The sequence below is a fragment of the Mesorhizobium sp. B2-3-4 genome (assembly GCF_006442315.1).
In the GTDB taxonomy this organism is placed as follows: domain Bacteria; phylum Pseudomonadota; class Alphaproteobacteria; order Rhizobiales; family Rhizobiaceae; genus Mesorhizobium.
This window is the reverse complement of sequence record NZ_VFVY01000033.1, coordinates 32934-50227: the sequence shown is the minus strand read 5'-3', so window position 1 is coordinate 50227 and position 17294 is coordinate 32934. Positions and strand designations below refer to the sequence as shown.

13 protein-coding genes and 2 tRNA genes are annotated in these 17294 nt (G+C 64.4%); 9 read left to right on the top strand and 6 right to left on the bottom strand.

All coding sequences use genetic code 11. The features are described from left to right. The first annotated feature begins 126 nt into the window (after nt 1-126). Complete coding sequence (locus FJ967_RS32145; protein ID WP_140736332.1) at nt 127-441, top strand: antibiotic biosynthesis monooxygenase; 315 nt, start codon at nt 127-129, stop codon at nt 439-441. Nucleotides 442-443: 2 nt separating this feature from the next. Then, on the top strand, nt 444-815 hold the full coding sequence (locus FJ967_RS32140) for a VOC family protein (RefSeq protein ID WP_140736331.1): 372 nt from the start codon (nt 444-446) through the stop codon (nt 813-815). Nucleotides 816-822: 7 nt separating this feature from the next. On the opposite strand, the gene putA is transcribed toward FJ967_RS32140, so the two are convergent. Continuing rightward, nucleotides 823-4431 carry a bifunctional proline dehydrogenase/L-glutamate gamma-semialdehyde dehydrogenase PutA gene (gene putA / locus FJ967_RS32135; protein ID WP_140736330.1) on the bottom strand — a complete coding sequence of 1203 codons (3609 nt, stop codon included), beginning with the start codon at nt 4429-4431 and terminating at the stop codon, nt 823-825. 162 nt (nt 4432-4593) lie between these two features. Between putA and FJ967_RS32130 the strand changes: the two genes are divergently transcribed. After that, complete coding sequence (locus FJ967_RS32130) at nt 4594-5046, top strand: Lrp/AsnC ligand binding domain-containing protein (protein ID WP_140736337.1); 453 nt, start codon at nt 4594-4596, stop codon at nt 5044-5046. 58 nt (nt 5047-5104) lie between these two features. On the opposite strand, the gene FJ967_RS32125 is transcribed toward FJ967_RS32130, so the two are convergent. After that, a complete protein-coding gene (locus tag FJ967_RS32125; RefSeq protein ID WP_140736329.1) occupies nt 5105-6304 on the bottom strand; it encodes a cytochrome-c peroxidase in 1200 nt (399 codons plus the stop codon). A 7-nt stretch (nt 6305-6311) separates the two neighbouring features. Continuing rightward, entirely contained in the window at nt 6312-6761 is a 450-nt protein-coding gene (locus FJ967_RS32120) for a FixH family protein (RefSeq protein ID WP_140736328.1), read from the bottom strand. 150 nt (nt 6762-6911) lie between these two features. Here FJ967_RS32120 and FJ967_RS32115 point away from each other — a divergent pair, with 150 nt between their 5' ends. Then, nucleotides 6912-7832 carry a sugar kinase gene (locus FJ967_RS32115; RefSeq protein ID WP_140736327.1) on the top strand — a complete coding sequence of 307 codons (921 nt, stop codon included), beginning with the start codon at nt 6912-6914 and terminating at the stop codon, nt 7830-7832. Here the strand turns inward: FJ967_RS32115 and FJ967_RS32110 are convergent. The 3 genes from FJ967_RS32110 to FJ967_RS32100 form a co-directional block, all read right to left on the bottom strand. After that, a complete protein-coding gene (locus FJ967_RS32110; protein WP_140736326.1) occupies nt 7829-8851 on the bottom strand; it encodes an aldose epimerase family protein in 1023 nt (340 codons plus the stop codon). The genes FJ967_RS32115 and FJ967_RS32110 overlap by 4 nt on opposite strands. A gap of 84 nt (nt 8852-8935) precedes the next feature. After that, entirely contained in the window at nt 8936-10393 is a 1458-nt protein-coding gene (locus FJ967_RS32105) for an NAD-dependent succinate-semialdehyde dehydrogenase (RefSeq protein WP_140736325.1), read from the bottom strand. Nucleotides 10394-10577: 184 nt separating this feature from the next. Next, nucleotides 10578-11528 carry an AEC family transporter gene (locus tag FJ967_RS32100; RefSeq protein WP_140736324.1) on the bottom strand — a complete coding sequence of 317 codons (951 nt, stop codon included), beginning with the start codon at nt 11526-11528 and terminating at the stop codon, nt 10578-10580. Between the two features lie 106 nt (nt 11529-11634). Here FJ967_RS32100 and FJ967_RS32095 point away from each other — a divergent pair, with 106 nt between their 5' ends. The 5 genes from FJ967_RS32095 (at nt 11635) to FJ967_RS32075 (ending at nt 17190) form a co-directional block, all read left to right on the top strand. Then, on the top strand, nt 11635-14652 hold the full coding sequence (locus FJ967_RS32095) for a caspase family protein (protein ID WP_140736323.1): 3018 nt from the start codon (nt 11635-11637) through the stop codon (nt 14650-14652). A 101-nt stretch (nt 14653-14753) separates the two neighbouring features. Beyond that, nucleotides 14754-15302: a histidine phosphatase family protein gene (locus FJ967_RS32090; protein ID WP_140736322.1), complete on the top strand. Its 549-nt coding sequence runs from the start codon at nt 14754-14756 to the stop codon at nt 15300-15302. 227 nt (nt 15303-15529) lie between these two features. Next, a tRNA-Tyr gene (locus FJ967_RS32085) sits at nt 15530-15603 on the top strand. Between the two features lie 2 nt (nt 15604-15605). Beyond that, nucleotides 15606-15673: transfer RNA gene (locus FJ967_RS32080), tRNA-Asn, on the top strand. A 371-nt stretch (nt 15674-16044) separates the two neighbouring features. Further along, nucleotides 16045-17190: a slipin family protein gene (locus FJ967_RS32075; protein WP_181176216.1), complete on the top strand. Its 1146-nt coding sequence runs from the start codon at nt 16045-16047 to the stop codon at nt 17188-17190. The last annotated feature ends 104 nt before the right edge of the window (nt 17191-17294 follow it).

The following is a 17294-nucleotide window of genomic DNA, read 5'->3' as shown; positions in this document are numbered from 1 at the left end:
GCCCATCCCGCCCAACGTAGGCAACAGCCTGGTGTTCACAGGTGCAATCGGACCGTTCTGAGGGTCCTGCCTTGCCGCTCAAACCGTCCGCCAACCGGCGCAATCCAACCATCGGAAAGGAATTCCATGTATATCGCCATGAACCGCTTCAAGGTGCAGAACGGCTCGGAGGCCGACTTCGAGGCTGTCTGGAAGAACCGCGATTCCAGCCTGGCGGAGATGAAGGGCTTTCGCGAGTTCCATCTGCTGCGCGGCCCGGTCAACGAGACCGAAGGCTACACGCTGTTTGCCTCGCACACGGTGTGGGCGAGCCAGGACGACTTCGTCGCCTGGACCAAATCCGAGAATTTCCGCGCTGCCCACCGCAATGTCGGCACGACGAAAGTCCACTATCTCGGCCACCCGCAATTCGAAGGCTTTTCCATCGTGGAAGGCGCCTGACCATGGCAATACCGGCCGAGGACCCAGCCCGCTCGATCCCGGTCCTGCCTTCGCCCGACATCGCGGCGACGCGCGACTTCTATCGCGACACGCTTGGCTTCGGCGTCGTCGGGCCGGAAATGGACCACTATCTGATCGTGCGCCGCGGCGAGATCGAAATCCATTTCTGGAAGAGCGAGGACAGCAAGCTGCCGGAAGTCTCGTCGTGCTATATCAGGGGCGGTGAAGTGCCGGCGCTGCATGCCGAATTTTCGGCGCGCGGCGTCGAAAAGCTCAGCCCCTTCACCGTGCGGCCCTGGAACATGAAGGAATTCCATGTCCGGGACCCGCACGGCAATCTTTTGAAGTTCGGCTGCGCGCCCGAAGAGGTGTGACGCCGCCTCAGGCAGCAGCCAGCAGGCTGGCATTGCCGCCCGCCGCGGTCGTATCGACGCAGACGGCCCGTTCATGCGCATAGGCCGCCGGATTGAGCACCTCGCTGACCAGCGGCACGATCGGGCCAGAACGTTCGGCGATCACCTTGCGCACGATGCGCGATGCTTCCGGCGTGCCGGAGAAGGCAACGACATCGACGCGCAGCGACCTTGCCTCGACCGGATCCGGTCGCCCGTCGATGGCCGCCAGCGGCAGGCCTTTGCCGGTCAGCGCCGAGAGGGCCGCCGGCGCGCCCGGCGCGACCGCCAGCACCGCATTGCCAGCGGCGAGCGCCTGGATGGTCTGCGCCAGCAGCGTGTCGCCATCAGGCCCCAGGCACAGCACCCGGCCGCGCGGCGACAGCGACAGCGTGTTGGCCTCACCGGTCGGGCCAGGCAGGTCGACCTGGCCGAAATCGATTGCAGCGGCGGCACCGATCGCCGACGCGCCCTTGCCGCGCAGATGCTTCCTCAGGATGGCGATCCGGTCCGGCCGCGTCGACCAGCCGCCAAGCGCCGGATCGGGCAGATTGTCGGCCAGTTCGGTCGCAGTCACCTTGTGGCCTTCGCCAACCTCCGTGCCTGCCTCCGGCCCCTTGCGGAAGCGCCGCAGATAGTGCGGGCCGCCGGCCTTCGGCCCGGTGCCTGAGAGGCCCTCGCCGCCAAAGGGCTGCGAGCCGACCACAGCGCCGATCTGGTTGCGGTTGACATAGATGTTGCCGGCATGGATGCCGTCGACGAAGTGCTGCACGCGGCCCTCGATGCGGGTGTGCAGGCCGAAGGTCAGGCCATAGCCCTTGCGGTTGATGGCGGCGATGACGCTGTCGATCTGGTCGGCGTCGAACGTGGCGACATGCAGCACCGGCCCGAACACCTCGCGTTCCATCTCCTCTATGCCCTTGACCCGGAAGACGTGCGGCGCGACGAAGCGGCCATCCTTCGGCGCCTCGAGCTTGGCGATCAGCCGGCCCTGCAAGCCCATTTTCGTGCAATAGTCGCGGATCGAGCTTTGCGCCTCGTCATCGATGACCGGGCCGACATCGGTCGAGATCTGCCAGGGATCGCCGAGATTGAGCGCTTCCATGGCGCCCTTCAGCATCTCCAGCATCTTCTTCTCGACGTCCTTCTGCACATAGAGCACGCGCAGCGCCGAGCAGCGCTGGCCGGCACTCTGGAAGGACGACGCCAGGATGTCGCGCACCGCCTGCTCGGGCAGCGCGGTGGAATCGACGATCATGGCGTTGAGGCCGCCAGTCTCGGCAATCAGCATGGCGTCGGGCGCGGCGGTCTCGGCGAGCTGCTTCTCGATCAGCTTGGCGACCTCGGTCGAGCCGGTGAAGCAGACGCCGGCAATGCGCGGATCGGCGGTCAGCGGCGCGCCGACCGACGGGCCGTCGCCGGGCAGAAGCTGGATGACATCCTCCGGCACGCCGGCTTCGCGCAGCAGCTCGACGGCGCGGAAAGCGATCAGCGGGGTCTGCTCGGCCGGCTTGGCGATCACCGAATTGCCGGTGACCAGAGCCGCCGCGATCTGGCCAGTAAAGATTGCGAGCGGGAAATTCCACGGCGAGATGCAGACGATGGCGCCGCGCGCCTGGGTGCCTGCCTCGGCATTTACCGCCTCGGCGGCGTAATAGCGCAGGAAGTCGACGGCTTCGCGCACCTCGGCGACGCCGTCCGCAAGCGATTTGCCGGCTTCACGGGTTGCGAGCGCGAAGAATTCGACCGCATTGGCCTCATAGAGGTCGGCGGCGCGATCAAGGATCGCGGCACGCTCCGAGACAGGCCGTTTTGCCCAGGCCGGCTGCGCCTCGACGGCGATGCGCACCGCGGTCGCAACCTGCTTGGCGGCGGCCTCGTGAACCGTGCCGACCACTTCGTCGGGCTTTGCCGGATTGACCACGGGGCGCTGCTTGCCATAGCCGGCGGCGCGCGTGATCGGCTTGGCATGCCAGCGGTCGGGGCCGGCGAATGCGGCTTTGGCCTTGTCGATCGCGGCCAGCGTCACCGTATCGGTAATATCGAAACCCTTCGAATTGCGGCGGCCGGCGCCGAAAATCCCGGAAGGCCTGGCAATCGCCGGATTGGCCGCCGGTCCCTGGCTTTCGACCGTGTCGAGCGGATCGCGCGCAATATCCTCGGGCTCCACCTCCTCGTCGGTCAACTGGTGCACGAAGGAGGAATTGGCGCCATTTTCCAGCAGCCGGCGGACCAGATAGGCAAGCAGGTCGGAATGCGCACCGACCGGTGCGTAGATGCGGCAGCGCGTGCCCTCCGCCTTGCGCACCGTCTCGTGCAGCGCCTCGCCCATGCCGTGCAGTCGCTGGAACTCAAAGCTATCGCGATCCGCGGCCATCGACAGGATGGCGGCCACCGTATGGGCATTGTGGGTGGCGAATTGCGGATAGATGCGATCGGTCATGCCGAGCAGCTTTTTCGCGCAGGCCATGTAGGAGACGTCGGTGTTGGCCTTGCGCGTGAAGACGGGATAGCCGGCGAGCCCAAGCGTCTGCGCCCGCTTGATCTCGGTGTCCCAATAGGCGCCCTTGACCAGCCGCACCATGATGTTGCGATTGTGTTTTTTCGCGAGCGCATAGAGCCAGTCGATGGTGAAGGCCGCGCGGGGGCCGTAAGCCTGGACAACCACACCAAAGCCGTTCCAGCCGGAGAGTTCCGGCTCGGCCAGCACCCGCTCGATCACATCGAGCGAAAGGTCGAGGCGATCCGCTTCCTCGGCATCGATGTTGAGGCCCATGCGCGAATGGCGCGCGGCAAGCGCGAGCGACAGCAGCCGCTCGGCCATCACCGGCAGCATTTCTTCCTTCTGCGCCACCTCGTAGCGTGGATGCAGCGCCGAGAGCTTGACCGAGATGCCGTGATTGTAACGGATATCAGGGCCGTTGGAGCCGGCATCGAGCGAGGAAATGGCGTCGGCATAGGCCTTGTGGTAGCGCAACGCGTCGGCCTCGGTGCGGGCCGCCTCGCCCAGCATGTCGAAGGAATAGAGATAGCCCTTCTGCGTCATCGGCCGACCGCGCTTGACGGCTTCGGCGATGGTGCGGCCGAGCACGAACTGCTCGCCCATCTCGCGCATCGCGGCGGCCACCGCCTTGCGGATCACCGGCTCGCCCAGCCTGCGCACCATCGAGCGCAGCGTGCCCTCGATGCCGCCCTCGCCTTCATCGAGCACACGGCCGGTCAGCATCAATGCCCAGGTCGAGGCGTTGACGAAGATCGAGCTCGAACCGCCCGAATGCGCCGACCAGTCATGCGGCGCGATCTTGTCGGCGATGAGGTCGTCCATCGTCTCGGTATCGGGCACGCGCAGCAGCGCTTCGGCCAGGCACATCAGCGCCACGCCTTCCTTGGTGGAGAGACCGTAGGCGGAAAGAAAAACCTCCATCAGCCGGGGATCGGTGGACCCGCGCACCGCCCGCACCAGGTCGGCCGCGCGCGCCGAGATCGCCTTGCGATCCGTGGCCGATAGTCCGGTCCCCTCGGCCAGCCGTTTCACGGCCTGATCCTCATCGGGCAGATAGTTGGCGCGAATCTGCTGGCGGATGGCGTCGAGCGGCATGAGGGTCCTATGAGCAAGCACAAGGGAGCGGGCCGGCGGTCACCGGACCGAATGGCGCAAGCTAGCACAAGTCCCTGATTTCAAGCGATCCGAAAAAATCGACAACAGAGCTCGATCGAACTATCATAGCGCTGGAAACTACCGATTTTGGCTATGAATCAGATGTTTGAAGATCAATTGGACCGCATCGACAGGAACATCCTGTCGGCGCTGGCCGGCAATGGCCGGCTTTCCATGTCGGAACTGGCAGCAAAGGTCGGCCTGTCGAAGACGCCGGTACAGGCGCGGGTGAAGCGGCTGGAGAAGGATGGCTACATCAGGGGCTACCAGGCGATCATCGATCGCGAGCGCATGGGCGAAGGCCATGTCGCCTTCGTCCAGGTGAAATTGTCCGATACCCGATCCGCCGCGCTCGATGCTTTCAACCGGTCGGTGCAGGCCGTCCCGGAGATCGAGCAATGCCACATGATGGCATCGAGCTTCGACTACCTCTTGAAGGTTCGCACCAAGGACATCGCCGCCTATCGCCGTGTCCTCGGCGAGCGCATCTCGGCCTTGCCGCACGTCGCCCAGACCTCGACCTTCGTGGCGATGGAGACGGTGAAGGACAGATGACCACGATCCCGAAACGTGGAAGCCTGTCCGCGGACCGGATCATGGCGAACGGACAGAACTATTCGGCCAGCGTCTTCAGAAATGCCACCAGCGCCGCGCGCTCGCGGTCGGACAGTTCCAGCGGGTGGATCTCGGAGGTGCCCTCGACGCTGGGGGCGGCTTTGGCATAGTGCACCACCACCTCGTCGAGCGATGAAAACTGCCCGGCGTGCATATAGGGCGGCCGTGTCGCCGCACCGCGCAGCGACGGCGTCTTGTAGGCGCGCACCAGTTCCGGCGCATCCTTGACCATGAAGCGCAGCTCGCCGCAGGCGCTGACGTCGCCATCGCGATAGGCGCCAAAGCAGTTGAACGGGTCGGCTTCCACCTGGGCCACCGCGTCGACGCGCCCGCGGTCCGGCGGCAGGTCCGCGACAGGCGGCACGCCGGTGTTGTGAAAACCATTGTCGGTGAAACGCGGACCGTTGTGACAGGTCACGCAATTGGCCTTGCCGATGAACAGCTTCAGGCCAAGGATTTCCTCTCTGGAAAAGGCCGCATCGCCTTTCGGCTCGGCCCCCGTTGCAAGGTCGAGCGCAAAACGGTCGAAGCGCGTCGGAGCCGGTTCGATCGAGCGCTCGAAAGCCGCGATCGCCTTGCCGATATTGGCATAGACACGATTGATCGCATCGCGCTGCGTGTCGCTCATCGCGTTCCAGGCAGCCCTTTCGGCATCGGTCCCCAGCGGGCTGGCGTTTTGCGGAATACCGGAGAAATCCGGCAACGGCCCGAAAATGCGCTCATAGCGTTCGCCGAAGCGCGCCTTCATGTAATGCGCATAGGCGGTACGGTTTCCAGCCTGTTCGAGCGGGTTTTCGAGCGGCGTCAGCGCCTGCGCCCACAGGCTGTCGCGACGTCCGTCCCAGAAAAACCAGGGGTCGCGCGCCACGCCGGCCAGCGGCATGCTGCGCCGGTTGGTGCGGCCGACGCCGACCGCCTGCGGCAGGTCGTCCTGGAACTGGCGGTCGATCTTGTGGCAGGTGGAGCAGGACACCGTGCCGTCCCGGCTCATCCCGGCATCGAAGAACAGCGTCGAACCGAGCGCCGCGGCCGCCGGCACATCGGCGAAACGGTTGGTGGTGTCGGGCTTCAACGGCGGCAGCGTGTTCAAGGCCAGCGAGGCGATGGTCTTCTTCTCGGCATCTGAAAAGTCAGGCTTGCCGCACCCGGCAACGATCGCGGCCACCGTCAGCGCCAGAGAACAGAAGAGGCGCCTCATCGACCGCTCACAGCACGACGTTGAACAGCACCGTGTCCGAGCCGGCCCCGGACGAGATGGCGAAACGCAGTTGCCACCAGCCGCTCATGGTGAATTTCAGCCCCTCGATGCGGTAACGGCCTTCGCCCAGATAATCGGTCACCTGCGGGCTGGTCGGCAGACCGTGATTGTGTTGCGGCATGCCGCCGGAGATGGCGATCGCGGCTCCCTCCACCGCGTCCCCCGTCTTGGTCTTCAGCGTCAGCAGCCAGGATTCCAGTTCGCCCTGCCGCACCACGCCCCGCTCCGGCACGAAGTTCGCCACATACAGCCCATTGTCGGTTTTCTTCGTCCGCGCGACATCCGGGCCGGCAAGCTGCGCGCTTTGCGGCGCGGTCAGGTAGACGATCGCCAGAACGCCGGCCAGCAAAGCAGCCAGACCAACACCTGCCAGAACATAGCGCCATATCGATGCCAAACCGGTTCCTCTTCTGCGGACAACGTTCCGCCGGGCGGATCGCATCCCGCCAGCCTGTGGAAAACGCTGTGGCGGAAAAAAGCCTGTTTGCCAAGCATGGCGCTGCGTCCGGCAAAAAGCTACAGCACCGAAATCACTGGAGGATTGCAGATGGCGCAAAACGGCATCGCCTCGATCGGCGAATGCATGCTCGAACTGTCGGGCCAGGCCGGTCCGAACTGGCGCATGGGCTTTGCCGGCGACACGTTCAACACGCTGTGGGCATTGCATGCGCTGAGCGCAGACCGGCCGGCAACCTATGTCTCGGCCTTCGGCGACGACCCCTTCTCGCAAGGCCAGATCGCCTTTTTCGCCGAAAACGGCATCGGCATCGGATACAGCCCGGTCATATCGGGCGCGCGGCCAGGCCTCTATGCCATCACGCTGACCGGTGCCGAACGTTCCTTCACCTACTGGCGCGGCGACGCCGCCGCGCGACAGCTCGCTTCCGATCCGTCGGCATTGTCGAAAAACCTGGAAAATCAGGCGCTTGTCTACTTTTCCGGAATCACTCTGGCAATTCTCGATGCCACGGCTCGTGGCACGCTGCTGGCAGTGGTGAGCAAGGCCCGCGCGGCGGGCTCGACGATTGCCTTCGACCCCAATTACCGGCCGCGGCTCTGGCACAGCCGTGAAGAAGCGCAAGCCGCCATCATCGAAGCACTTGCCGTCACCGACATCGCCTTGCCGACCTTCCCCGATGAACAGATGCTGTTTGAGGATGCGACGCCGCAGGCAACAGTCGAGCGGCTTGGACAACGGGTCGGCGAAGTCGTCGTCAAGAACGGCGAGGCGCCGGCGCTGATTGCCCGGGCAGGAACGTTGCAGCAAGCCGCCGCGGTTCATGTCGCGGCTCCCGCCGACACGACCGGCGCCGGCGATTCCTTCAATGGCGGCTATCTCGCGGCCCGTCTTGCCGGCCATGATCCGCTCGAAGCCGCGCGGCGCGCCCATCGGGTCGCCGCCGCTGTCGTGCAGGTTCGCGGCGCGCTGGCGCCATTCGAGACGCTGCGGGCCGCGTTCGACGGTTAAGGCAGCCGGAAGCGGTATTCAGTGACGTGGTGATAAATCGCGCCGGGCCACAGCGTCGCCTGCGGGAAATAGGGCCGGTTGGGCGCATCCGGCCATGTCTGCGGCTCCAGGCAGAAGCCGCTATAGGCCTGGTAGTTCCGCCCTTCCAGGCCGGTGCGTGGCGTCACATACTGCCCGGTATAGAGCTGGACACCTGGCTCCGTGGTCCAGACTTCCATCTCGACGCCCGAATTCGCCCCTTGCGTCCAAGACGCCTGCCGGAGCGGCCCGCGCGCCGAAGCGAGGCAGAAATTCTGGTCGTAGGGAAGCTGCTCGCCCTCGGTCTCCATGCGCAGCGGCCGCGCCTGGCGGAAATCGAACGGCGTGCCGTCGACCGGCTTGACCACGCCGGTCGGGATCATGTCGGCGTCGACGGGCAGATAGGCGCCGGCGTTCAGCATCATCCTGTGGTCGAGAATGTCGCTGGCGCCGCCATCGTCGAGGTTGAAATAGGAATGCTGGGTGAGATTGCACAGCGTCGGCTCCTCGCAGGTCGCCGTCAGTTCGACGCTGAGCGTGCCGGGAATTTTCAGCCGGTAGGTGCAGGTCACGTCGAGCGCTCCGGGAAACCCCATCGCGCCATCGGGATCATGCAGCGTCAGCGTGACGAAATCCCTGCCATGAAGGGAAACCGTCCATGGCCGGTGGGAATAGCCTTGCGAGCCGCCATGCAGCGTATGCCTGTCGAGGAAGTTGCGCTCGGTCTGGTAGCGATTGCCGCCAATTGTGAAGCGGCCGTCGCCAATGCGGTTGGCATAGCGCCCGACCACCGCCCCGAAGAAACCGGTGTCGGTCTCATAGGCTTCCAGATTGCCGTAGCCCAGCACCAGCGGCGCGTCGTGCCCGGTCAGCCGCAGGTCCTGGATGATGGCGCCGAATCCGATGATGTTGGCGGTGAGGCCGCCGCCCCTGATCGTGAAGCGGCGGACCGGTTCGCCCGCCTGCGTCGTGCCGAAAACCTCGCCGTCCTTCATCGTCATGCCCGCAAACGCCAGTGGATCCAAAGGACTTCGGTCGGTTCTTCATCCTGAGGCAGGTTATCAGCCTGCCTCAGGACCAGACTATCAGAGGCCGAGGCCGCCGATGCACACATATTTGGTATCGAGGTAATCCTCGATGCCCTGATGTCCGCCTTCCTTGCCGAGTCCGGATTCCTTGACGCCGCCGAACGGCGCCTCCGGCGTGGTGATCAGCCCTTCATTGACGCCGACCATGCCGTATTTCAGCCCTTCCATGATGCGGAAGGCGCGGCCGAGATCGCCGGTGTAGAAATAGGCCGCAAGGCCGAATTCGGTGTCGTTGGCGAGTGCTACGGCCTCCTCTTCGGTCTCGAACTTGAAGACCGGAGCGATCGGGCCAAAGATTTCTTCCTTCATGAAGCGCATCTTGGGCGTCGCATTGGCAATGACGGTCGGCTGGAAGAACGAGCCGCCGAGCGCATGGCGTTTGCCGCCCGCAACCACCTTGCCGCCCTTCGACGTCGCGTCGGCGATGAATTCCTCGACCTTCTCGACCGCCTTCTCGTCGATCAGCGGTCCCTGCTGCACGCCTTCCTCCAGGCCGGAGCCGACCTTAAGGCCATTGCTGGCGGCGACGAGCTTCTCGACGAACTTGTCGTAGACGCCGGCCTGGACCAGGAAGCGATTGGTGCACACGCAGGTCTGGCCGGAATTGCGGTACTTGGCGGTGATGGCGCCGGTGACGGCGCGGTCGATATCGGCATCGTCGAAGACGATGAACGGCGCATTGCCGCCGAGTTCCATCGACACCTTCTTGACGGTGACGGCCGACTTCTGGATCAGCATCTTGCCGATCTCGGTCGAGCCGGTGAAGGTGATTTTCGACACCAGCGGATTGGCGCAGATCTCGTCGCCGATCTCACCGGCCGAACCGGTCAGGATGTTGATGACGCCCTTGGGGAAGCCGACCTCCTCGGCCAGCGCGCCCCAGGCAAGGCCGGAATACGGCGTCTGCGACGCCGGCTTGACCACCGCCGTGCAGCCCGCGGCCAGCGCCGGGCCGAGCTTGCGGGCCAGCATCGAGGATGGGAAATTCCACGGCGTGATCGCGGCGATGACGCCGACCGGCTCCTTCGTCACCAGGATGCGGCGGTCGCCCCACGGCGACGGCACGACGTCGCCATAGGTGCGGCGGCCTTCCTCGGCAAACCACAGGATGTAGGCGGCGGCGGAGCCGATCTCGCCCTTCGATTCGAACAGCGACTTGCCCTGCTCGATGGTCAGGAGTTCGGCCAGCACGTCCTGATTGTCCATCATGGCGTCATGCAGCTTGCGCAGCAGCTTGGAGCGTTCGAGCGCGGTCGTCTTGCGCCAGGTCTTGAACGCCTCGTTGGCCGCCTCGATGGCGCGGCGTGTCTCGGCCTTGCCGGACTTCGGCACGGTGCCGATCTTGAGGCCGGTGGCCGGGTTGGTCACATCGACCGTCTGGCCGCTGTCGGCCTGCACCCACTCGCCGTTGATGAGATTGGCCTGGCGCATGAAATGGCTGGTTTTCTGAAGCATGGTCTAGCCTCCGTTCGGCGCTCACGGGCCGCTATCTGGATGTCTTCGGTAAAGCGCAGGCAGGGCCGCACGCTGGAGCCATTGCTCTTAACCTAGGGAAAGCCCCGCAAGCAATCGCAAGATGGCATATAGGGGTTGGACCAGCGTGAAACGAGATCACGCCGGCGCATCGCAACCCTGAGCCTCACCCGTAAATATGCAGGACCACCGTCAGCCAGAAAGCAGTGGTGATGGCCGCGCAGGCGGTCGCGATGGTCATTTGGTTCGATGCCAGCGCCTGGCCGGTGTTGAACTGGACGGCGATGAGGTAAGAGTTGATGCCCGACGGGAGCGCGGCCACCACCACCGCCACCTTGGCCGTCAGCGGCGGCAGGCCGAGCAGCCAGACAAAGGCGAGGACCAGCGCCGGCATCAGGAACAGTTTCAGCACCGAAAGCGCCAGTGCCGGCCGGACATTGCCCGATATGCCGAAGCGGCGCAGGCTGAGCCCCATGGCAAACAACGCCACCGGCCCGGCGGTATCGGCCAGGGCGTCGACCAGCCGCATCGCAAGGCCCGGCAGCGGCACGCCGCTCAGGCGCCATGCGAGACCCAGCAGAATACCGATGATCAGCGGATTGATGAACAGCCGCCGCAGGAAACTTCTGATGACGCGCAAGGGATGGACGTGCTCGCCGCTGCCGCGGCCGAACATCTCGAACAGCACGATCGAAGCCATCATCATGACCGGCAGATGCACGGAGACCAGCAGCGACAACACTTCGAAGCCGCTCGGACCGAATATGCCGAGGATGAAGGGAGCGCCGAGCAGCACGACGTTGGAATAGGCCGACGAGACACCGCCGACGACGCCGGCGCGGGCATCGCGCCCGAAGACCCGTGTGATGACAAGATGGCCGGCCGCCCAGGTGATCGCCACCGCCGTGAAATAGGCGCCCCACAGCGGCCATGGCGCCACGCCATGGAAATCGGCATTGACCATGGTCTGGAACAGAAGCAGCGGCATGGCCACGCTGACGGCAAAGTCGGATATCCCCTCGCCGCTCGCCGGCCTGAGATAGCCCGTCAGTCCGGCGAGATAGCCAAGCGCGACAAGACTGAAGACGAACAGGACGGTTTCTGTAAGCGGAGACATTTTTCAGGGATAGGCGAGCCACGGTCGCGGCGCAATCGCGCCCGAATTTGATCATCGTCGGCAGGCAAGGTTATAGAGGGTTTGGATTATCAGGGCGGAACGACAAATGACCTTTGTCGAAACCTCGAAACTGCATCTTTTTTTGTGGCGCGCGTGGCTGACATTGTTTGCCGCCATGCTTATCGGCGCGTCGATGCTTCCGCCCGCCGAGGCAAAAGACCTCAAGGGCGTGGCGCTGGTCATCGGCCAGTCCAAATACGAACACATCGCCGCCCTTCCCAACCCGGCCAATGACGCCCGTGACATGGCCAAGATGCTGACCGATCTCGGCTTCGACGCGCGAAGCGTCAGCGACCGCGATGCCGGCAAGCTCAGACGCGATCTCGAACGCTTCGCCGAGGATGCCGACGGTGCCGACGTCGCCCTCATCTATTATTCGGGCCATGGCATCGAAGCCGGCGGCGAGAATTATTTGGTCCCGGTCGATGCCGACATGTCGTCGCTCAAGGATGCCGATCAGGCACTGGTGCCGATTTCCGCCGTCATGGAAGAGTTGAAGAAGACCGTGCCGGTGACGATCATGCTGCTCGACGCCTGCCGCACCAATCCGTTTCCAGCCGATGCCGTGGTGCGACGTGCGCCAACCGCTTCAGCCGAGCCGATCGGCGCCGGCGGGCTGGAACCGGTGCGCGGCGCCAAGGCCCTGGGCAATGCACCGGCGGCCGATTCGAGCCTCGGCACGGTGATCGGCTTCGCCGCCGAACCCGGCCGTCCGGCGCTCGATGGCGCCGCTGGCGAAAACAGCCCCTATGCGGCCGCCCTGCTGCGCCACCTCGCCGCGATGAAGGGCACCGAATTCGGTTCGGTCATGCGCATGGTGACGGAAGAAGTCTATCTCGACACCAAGGCCAAGCAGCGTCCCTGGGTCAACGAAAGCCTGCGCCGGCTGCTCTATTTCGGTGTCGCGCCGCCCGAGCCGACCGGCGACGACGGGCTGATCACCGGCGAGCGCCGGCAGTTGCTGCTGACGATCTCCGACCTGCCGGACCCAAAACGCGCGCAGGTGGAGCTGGCCTCGCTGCAGGACGGCGTGCCGCTCGACGCGCTCTATGGCGTGCTGCGGGCTATGGGTACCGACAAGATCCCCGAGGATCCCACCGACCTGCAGAAGGTGCTCCAGGCGCAGGCCGATCGCCTCAAGAAGATGATGTCCGAGCGCGCCGCGTTGCGCACCGACGACCCGGAAATCAAACGCCTGGTCGCCTCCGCCGACAAGGCGATCGGCCAAGGAGCGATCGCCACGGCGCGCAAATTCCTCGATGAGGCCGTCGGGCGGGTGGAAGAGACCAACGACACCGTCGACCAGGCCGAGGAATTGATCAAGCAGAAGCGCATTGCCGACGCCGCGATCTATGCCAAGCGGGCCGACGCCTCGGCGCTGGTATTCGATTACAAATCGGCCGCCAGCGATTACGCCAAGGCGTTCTCGCTGGCCGAGAAATGGGATGACAAGCTGCGCTGGAATTACAAGAACCAGCAGGCGGAGGCGCTTAATTCCTATGGTTACGCCACCGGCGACCTGGACTCGTTGCAAGGAGCGATCGAAGCCTATCGCACTATTTTGAACTTCATACCCAATGGCGAGCAGAATCGCGACTGGGCCATCACCCGCAACAACATGGCTGTGGTGCTGCAGAACATCGGCGAGCGCGAGACCGACACCGCGCATCTCGAAGAAGCCGCCCAGATCTTTCGCGATTCGCTCATCGTGTTCGAACGTGTGAAGGACGATCTCAATTGGGCCGCGGCGCAAAACAATCTCGGCAACGTGCTGCTGGCGATCGGCGAACGCGAGAGCGACCCGAAGCGCCTGAACGAGGCCGTGGCGGCGATGCGCGCCACCTTGGACAAGCGCCCGCGCGACAAGGTTCCGCTCGACTGGGCTTCCTCGCAGAACAATCTTGGCCTCGCGCTCTATGCGCTGTCCGAACGTGAACCGGCCGGCGAGCATCTGGCGCAGGCGGAAGCAGCCTACCGGCTGGCGCTCGAGGAGTACAGCCGCCAGAAAACCCCGGTCGAATGGGCGATGGTCGAGAACAATCTCGGCAACACGCTCGTCACATCGGGCATCCAGCTCAACGACAAGGCCAAGATCAACGAGGCGGCCGACGCCTTCCGCGCCGCGCTGGAAGTGCGAACCCGCGACATCTTCCCGGTCTCGTGGGCCACCAGCCGGCTCAACCTCGGCAACGCGCTGAGCGGCATTGCCCGCTTCGACATGGGCACCGGCACGCTCGAGGAGGCGGCGGCGGCCTATGACGATGCGCTGACGGTGTTCACCCGGCAGCGTTTCCCGATGGACTGGGCGTCGGCGCAGAACAATCTCGGGTCGATCTACCAGACGCTTGGCCAGCGCACCCGCGACGCGGCAAGGCTGGAGCAGTCGGCCGCTGCCTTCCAGGCGGCCCGCCAGGTCTATGTCAGGAGAAAGTTCCCGCAGGACTGGGCGATGAGCTACTACAATCTCGGCAACACGCTGCAGCTTCTTGGCGGCGTGACGGAAAAGCCAGAGCGCTATGAAGAGGCGGTCGCCGCCTACCGCGACGCGCTGCGCGAATACAAGCGCGACACCAACCCACGGCAATGGGCCCTGACCCAGGCCGGCCTCGGCTCGACGCTGCACTGGCTGAGCATGAGCAATGCCGACCCCAAGACCCTGCAGGATTCCATAGCCGCCCGGCGCGCCGCACTCGAAGTGCTGACCATCGAGACCGCGCCGGTCGACTGGGCCAACGCCCAGAACGGCATCGGCATGAGCCTGTTGAACCTCGGCAATCTCCAGCGGACGGGCAGATATCTCGACGAGGCCGAAGCCGCCTTCACCGCGACTTTGAAGGTGTTCACTCGGGAAAGCCAGCCGATGCAGTGGGCTTTCGAACAGAACAATCTCGGCGACGTCAGTTGGAATCGCGCCAGCTTTGGCGGCGGCAAGCCGGATTATCTCAAGGCAATCCAATTCTTCGAGAACGCCAAACAGGGCTTTACCGAAGCCGGCTACCCGATCCCCATCCCGCTGACCGACCAGAAGATCGATCTGGTGAAGAAGCAGATAGCCAAAAAGTGAGACTTGCGATCCGGCCGACTTCCAAACTTGTCTTTGTGCCTGCTTTCCAATCCCTATATGCGAATGGTTGAAGCCTGATACCGGGCCTTGGAAGGGTGGCGATGATTCGACTTGCCTTGGCGCTGTTCCTGCTCGTCTTCCCTGCCGCCGCGCATGCCACGGATGCCGGCTGGGCGCTGCTGCGCGACGGCGGACATGTCGTCCTGCTGCGCCACGCCATGGTGACGGGCACCACCGATCCGGCCAATTTCGACATCGACAACTGTGCCACCCAGGTCAATCTGTCGGCGCGCGGCAAGCAGCAGGCGAGCAAGATCGGCGCCCTGTTCGCCGCCCGTGCGGCCCCCATCGAGCGCGTCCTGTCCAGCCGCTACTGCCGCTGCCTCGATACCGCGCGCATCGCCTTCGAGGCCGAGCCGGAACTTTTTGCACCCCTCGATCTCCTTAAGGGCGACGATGCGCAGAAAGCGGCGCAAACCGCCGCTATCATGAAAGAGATCCTTGCCTATTCCGGATCCGACAATCTGGTGATGGTCACCCACCTCGAAGACATCGTGGCACTGACCGGCGTCTCGCCGCGCGAGGGTGAGGCCGTGGTGGTGGCGCCGGACGGCGACGGCCTACGCGTGCTCGGCCGTGTTACGTTCTGAGGTTGCCGCGTTCGATCGCGGTACGGCACAAGTGTTGCCGAAGTGCAACTGCCGAAAGAAGCCACGAATTCGCCGCGACAATGCCGCTTGCGACAACCCGTCGCAGGCCCTATAGCCGCGCTCCCGGTCACGAGAACCGAAGCGAGCACAACGGTTGGAGCTTTCGTCTCCGCCCGTGCAGGCGGCGTTGCCGCCCTGTATACGGCGCCACTTTGGGGATTGGGATCGCGGATGTAGCTCAATTGGGAGAGCGCCGGACATAATCCGGAGGTTACGGGTTCGAGTCCCTTCATCTGCACCACGGATAGCTCAGTTGGGAGAGCATCAGATCGTTAATCTGACTGTCGAAGGTTCGAATCCTTCTCCATTGGCCTGATAAGCCAGCACCCTGCCACGGTGTTATCTGAAAAACGGTCCGGGGACTGGAATGCTGAAGATCTGACGGACGGCCGAAGCCTTCGGGCCGAAGCCGGATCGGAAGGTTTGACGCCATCGGCTCGCGGCCAGACTCGCGGTGATGGTCAAGGCGCAGTGTCGTCGGCAAGGAAAGCCAAGGCTTCCCGAGCCCGCCTCCCTGCCCCGCGATCCGCTCCCGAAGGTCCGCCACGGATCGATGCCACCAGTCCCCGGATCATTTGTGCCCCGGGATACACGAACGAGACGATTTGAAACGAGAAACGAAGGGAAGATCGACGCATGAAATGACGCCTCGCATGGGGCCATGCCCGACAGGAGTAATGAAATGACGACTATTCTCGACAAGGTTCTTGGACGCGAGCGCGTCCTCGTAAAGGAAAACGAGCGTGCCCTCACCCTGTACAAGGGAGAGATCAGGGCTGTCCTGCTGCCGGGCGAGCACTCGCTCGCCAACCGGCGCGGCAGCCTGGAAGTCTCGCGGCACGATCTGAGGAACCCGGAATTCGTTTCGGCCTACGAGAAGGCGTTGTTCGACAAGCTCCCGGATGTGGCCGCGCGTCATTTCACCGTGATCCGCACCGGGCGCACGGATGTCGCCATTATCGAGCGTGACGGCAATCTGCACGCCGTGCTGGCGCCGGACCGCAAGCTCGTGCTGTGGACGGATGCCGGACCGTGGAAGGTGACGTTGATCGACACGGCGGCCGATCTCGCCATCGATCCGGCGGTTATGCGCCGGCTTGGCCAGGCCAGGAAGGCGGAGTTGATGTCGGTCCATCCGGTCCTCGACGGGCAGGCCGGGTTGCTGTTCATCGACGGCGTCCTGGTCCGGACGCTTTCCGCGGGCGTGCACGGCTTCTGGAATGTCGGACGCATGGTGCAGATGAAGGTCGTCGACCTCAAGCGCCAGTCGCTCGACGTCGCCGGGCAGGAAGTGCTGACCAGGGATCGCGTCACGATCAGGGTCAACATCGCGGCCGAATACCGGGTCGTCGATCCGGTTAAGGCGGTGAGCGCTGTGAAGGACTTCTCCGAAGCCCTCTATCGCGCCCTGCAATACGCCTTCCGCAAGACGCTTGGCGCGCTGACGCTCGACCAGATCCTTGAAAAGAAGGTGACGGTCGACGAAGAGGCGGCGGCCAAGGTCCGGGCCGACATGGCCGAGATCGGGGTCGAGGTCAGCGATATCGCGCTCAAGGATGTCATCCTGCCGGGCGAGATGCGCGAAATCCTCAACCAGGTGGTTTCGGCCGAGAAGCAGGCCGAGGCCAACGTCATCCGCCGTCGCGAGGAAACGAACGCCACGCGTTCGCTGCTCAACACGGCCAGGGTGATGGCGGAAAACCCGGTGATGCTGCGGCTGAAGGAGCTCGAGGCCCTGGAAGCCATTGCCGGAAAGGTCGAGCGACTGACCGTCCACAACGGGACGGGTGGGCTGCTCAACGACCTGGTCAAGCTCCGCGACAGTTGAGCTTACCCAACGTCAGCAGGAAGGGCCGCCGGGTCAAAGGGCGGCCCTTCTTGCGTTTCCGGAGACCGCTACCCATCTGCGCCCGGTTTATCAGGCCTTTTCCT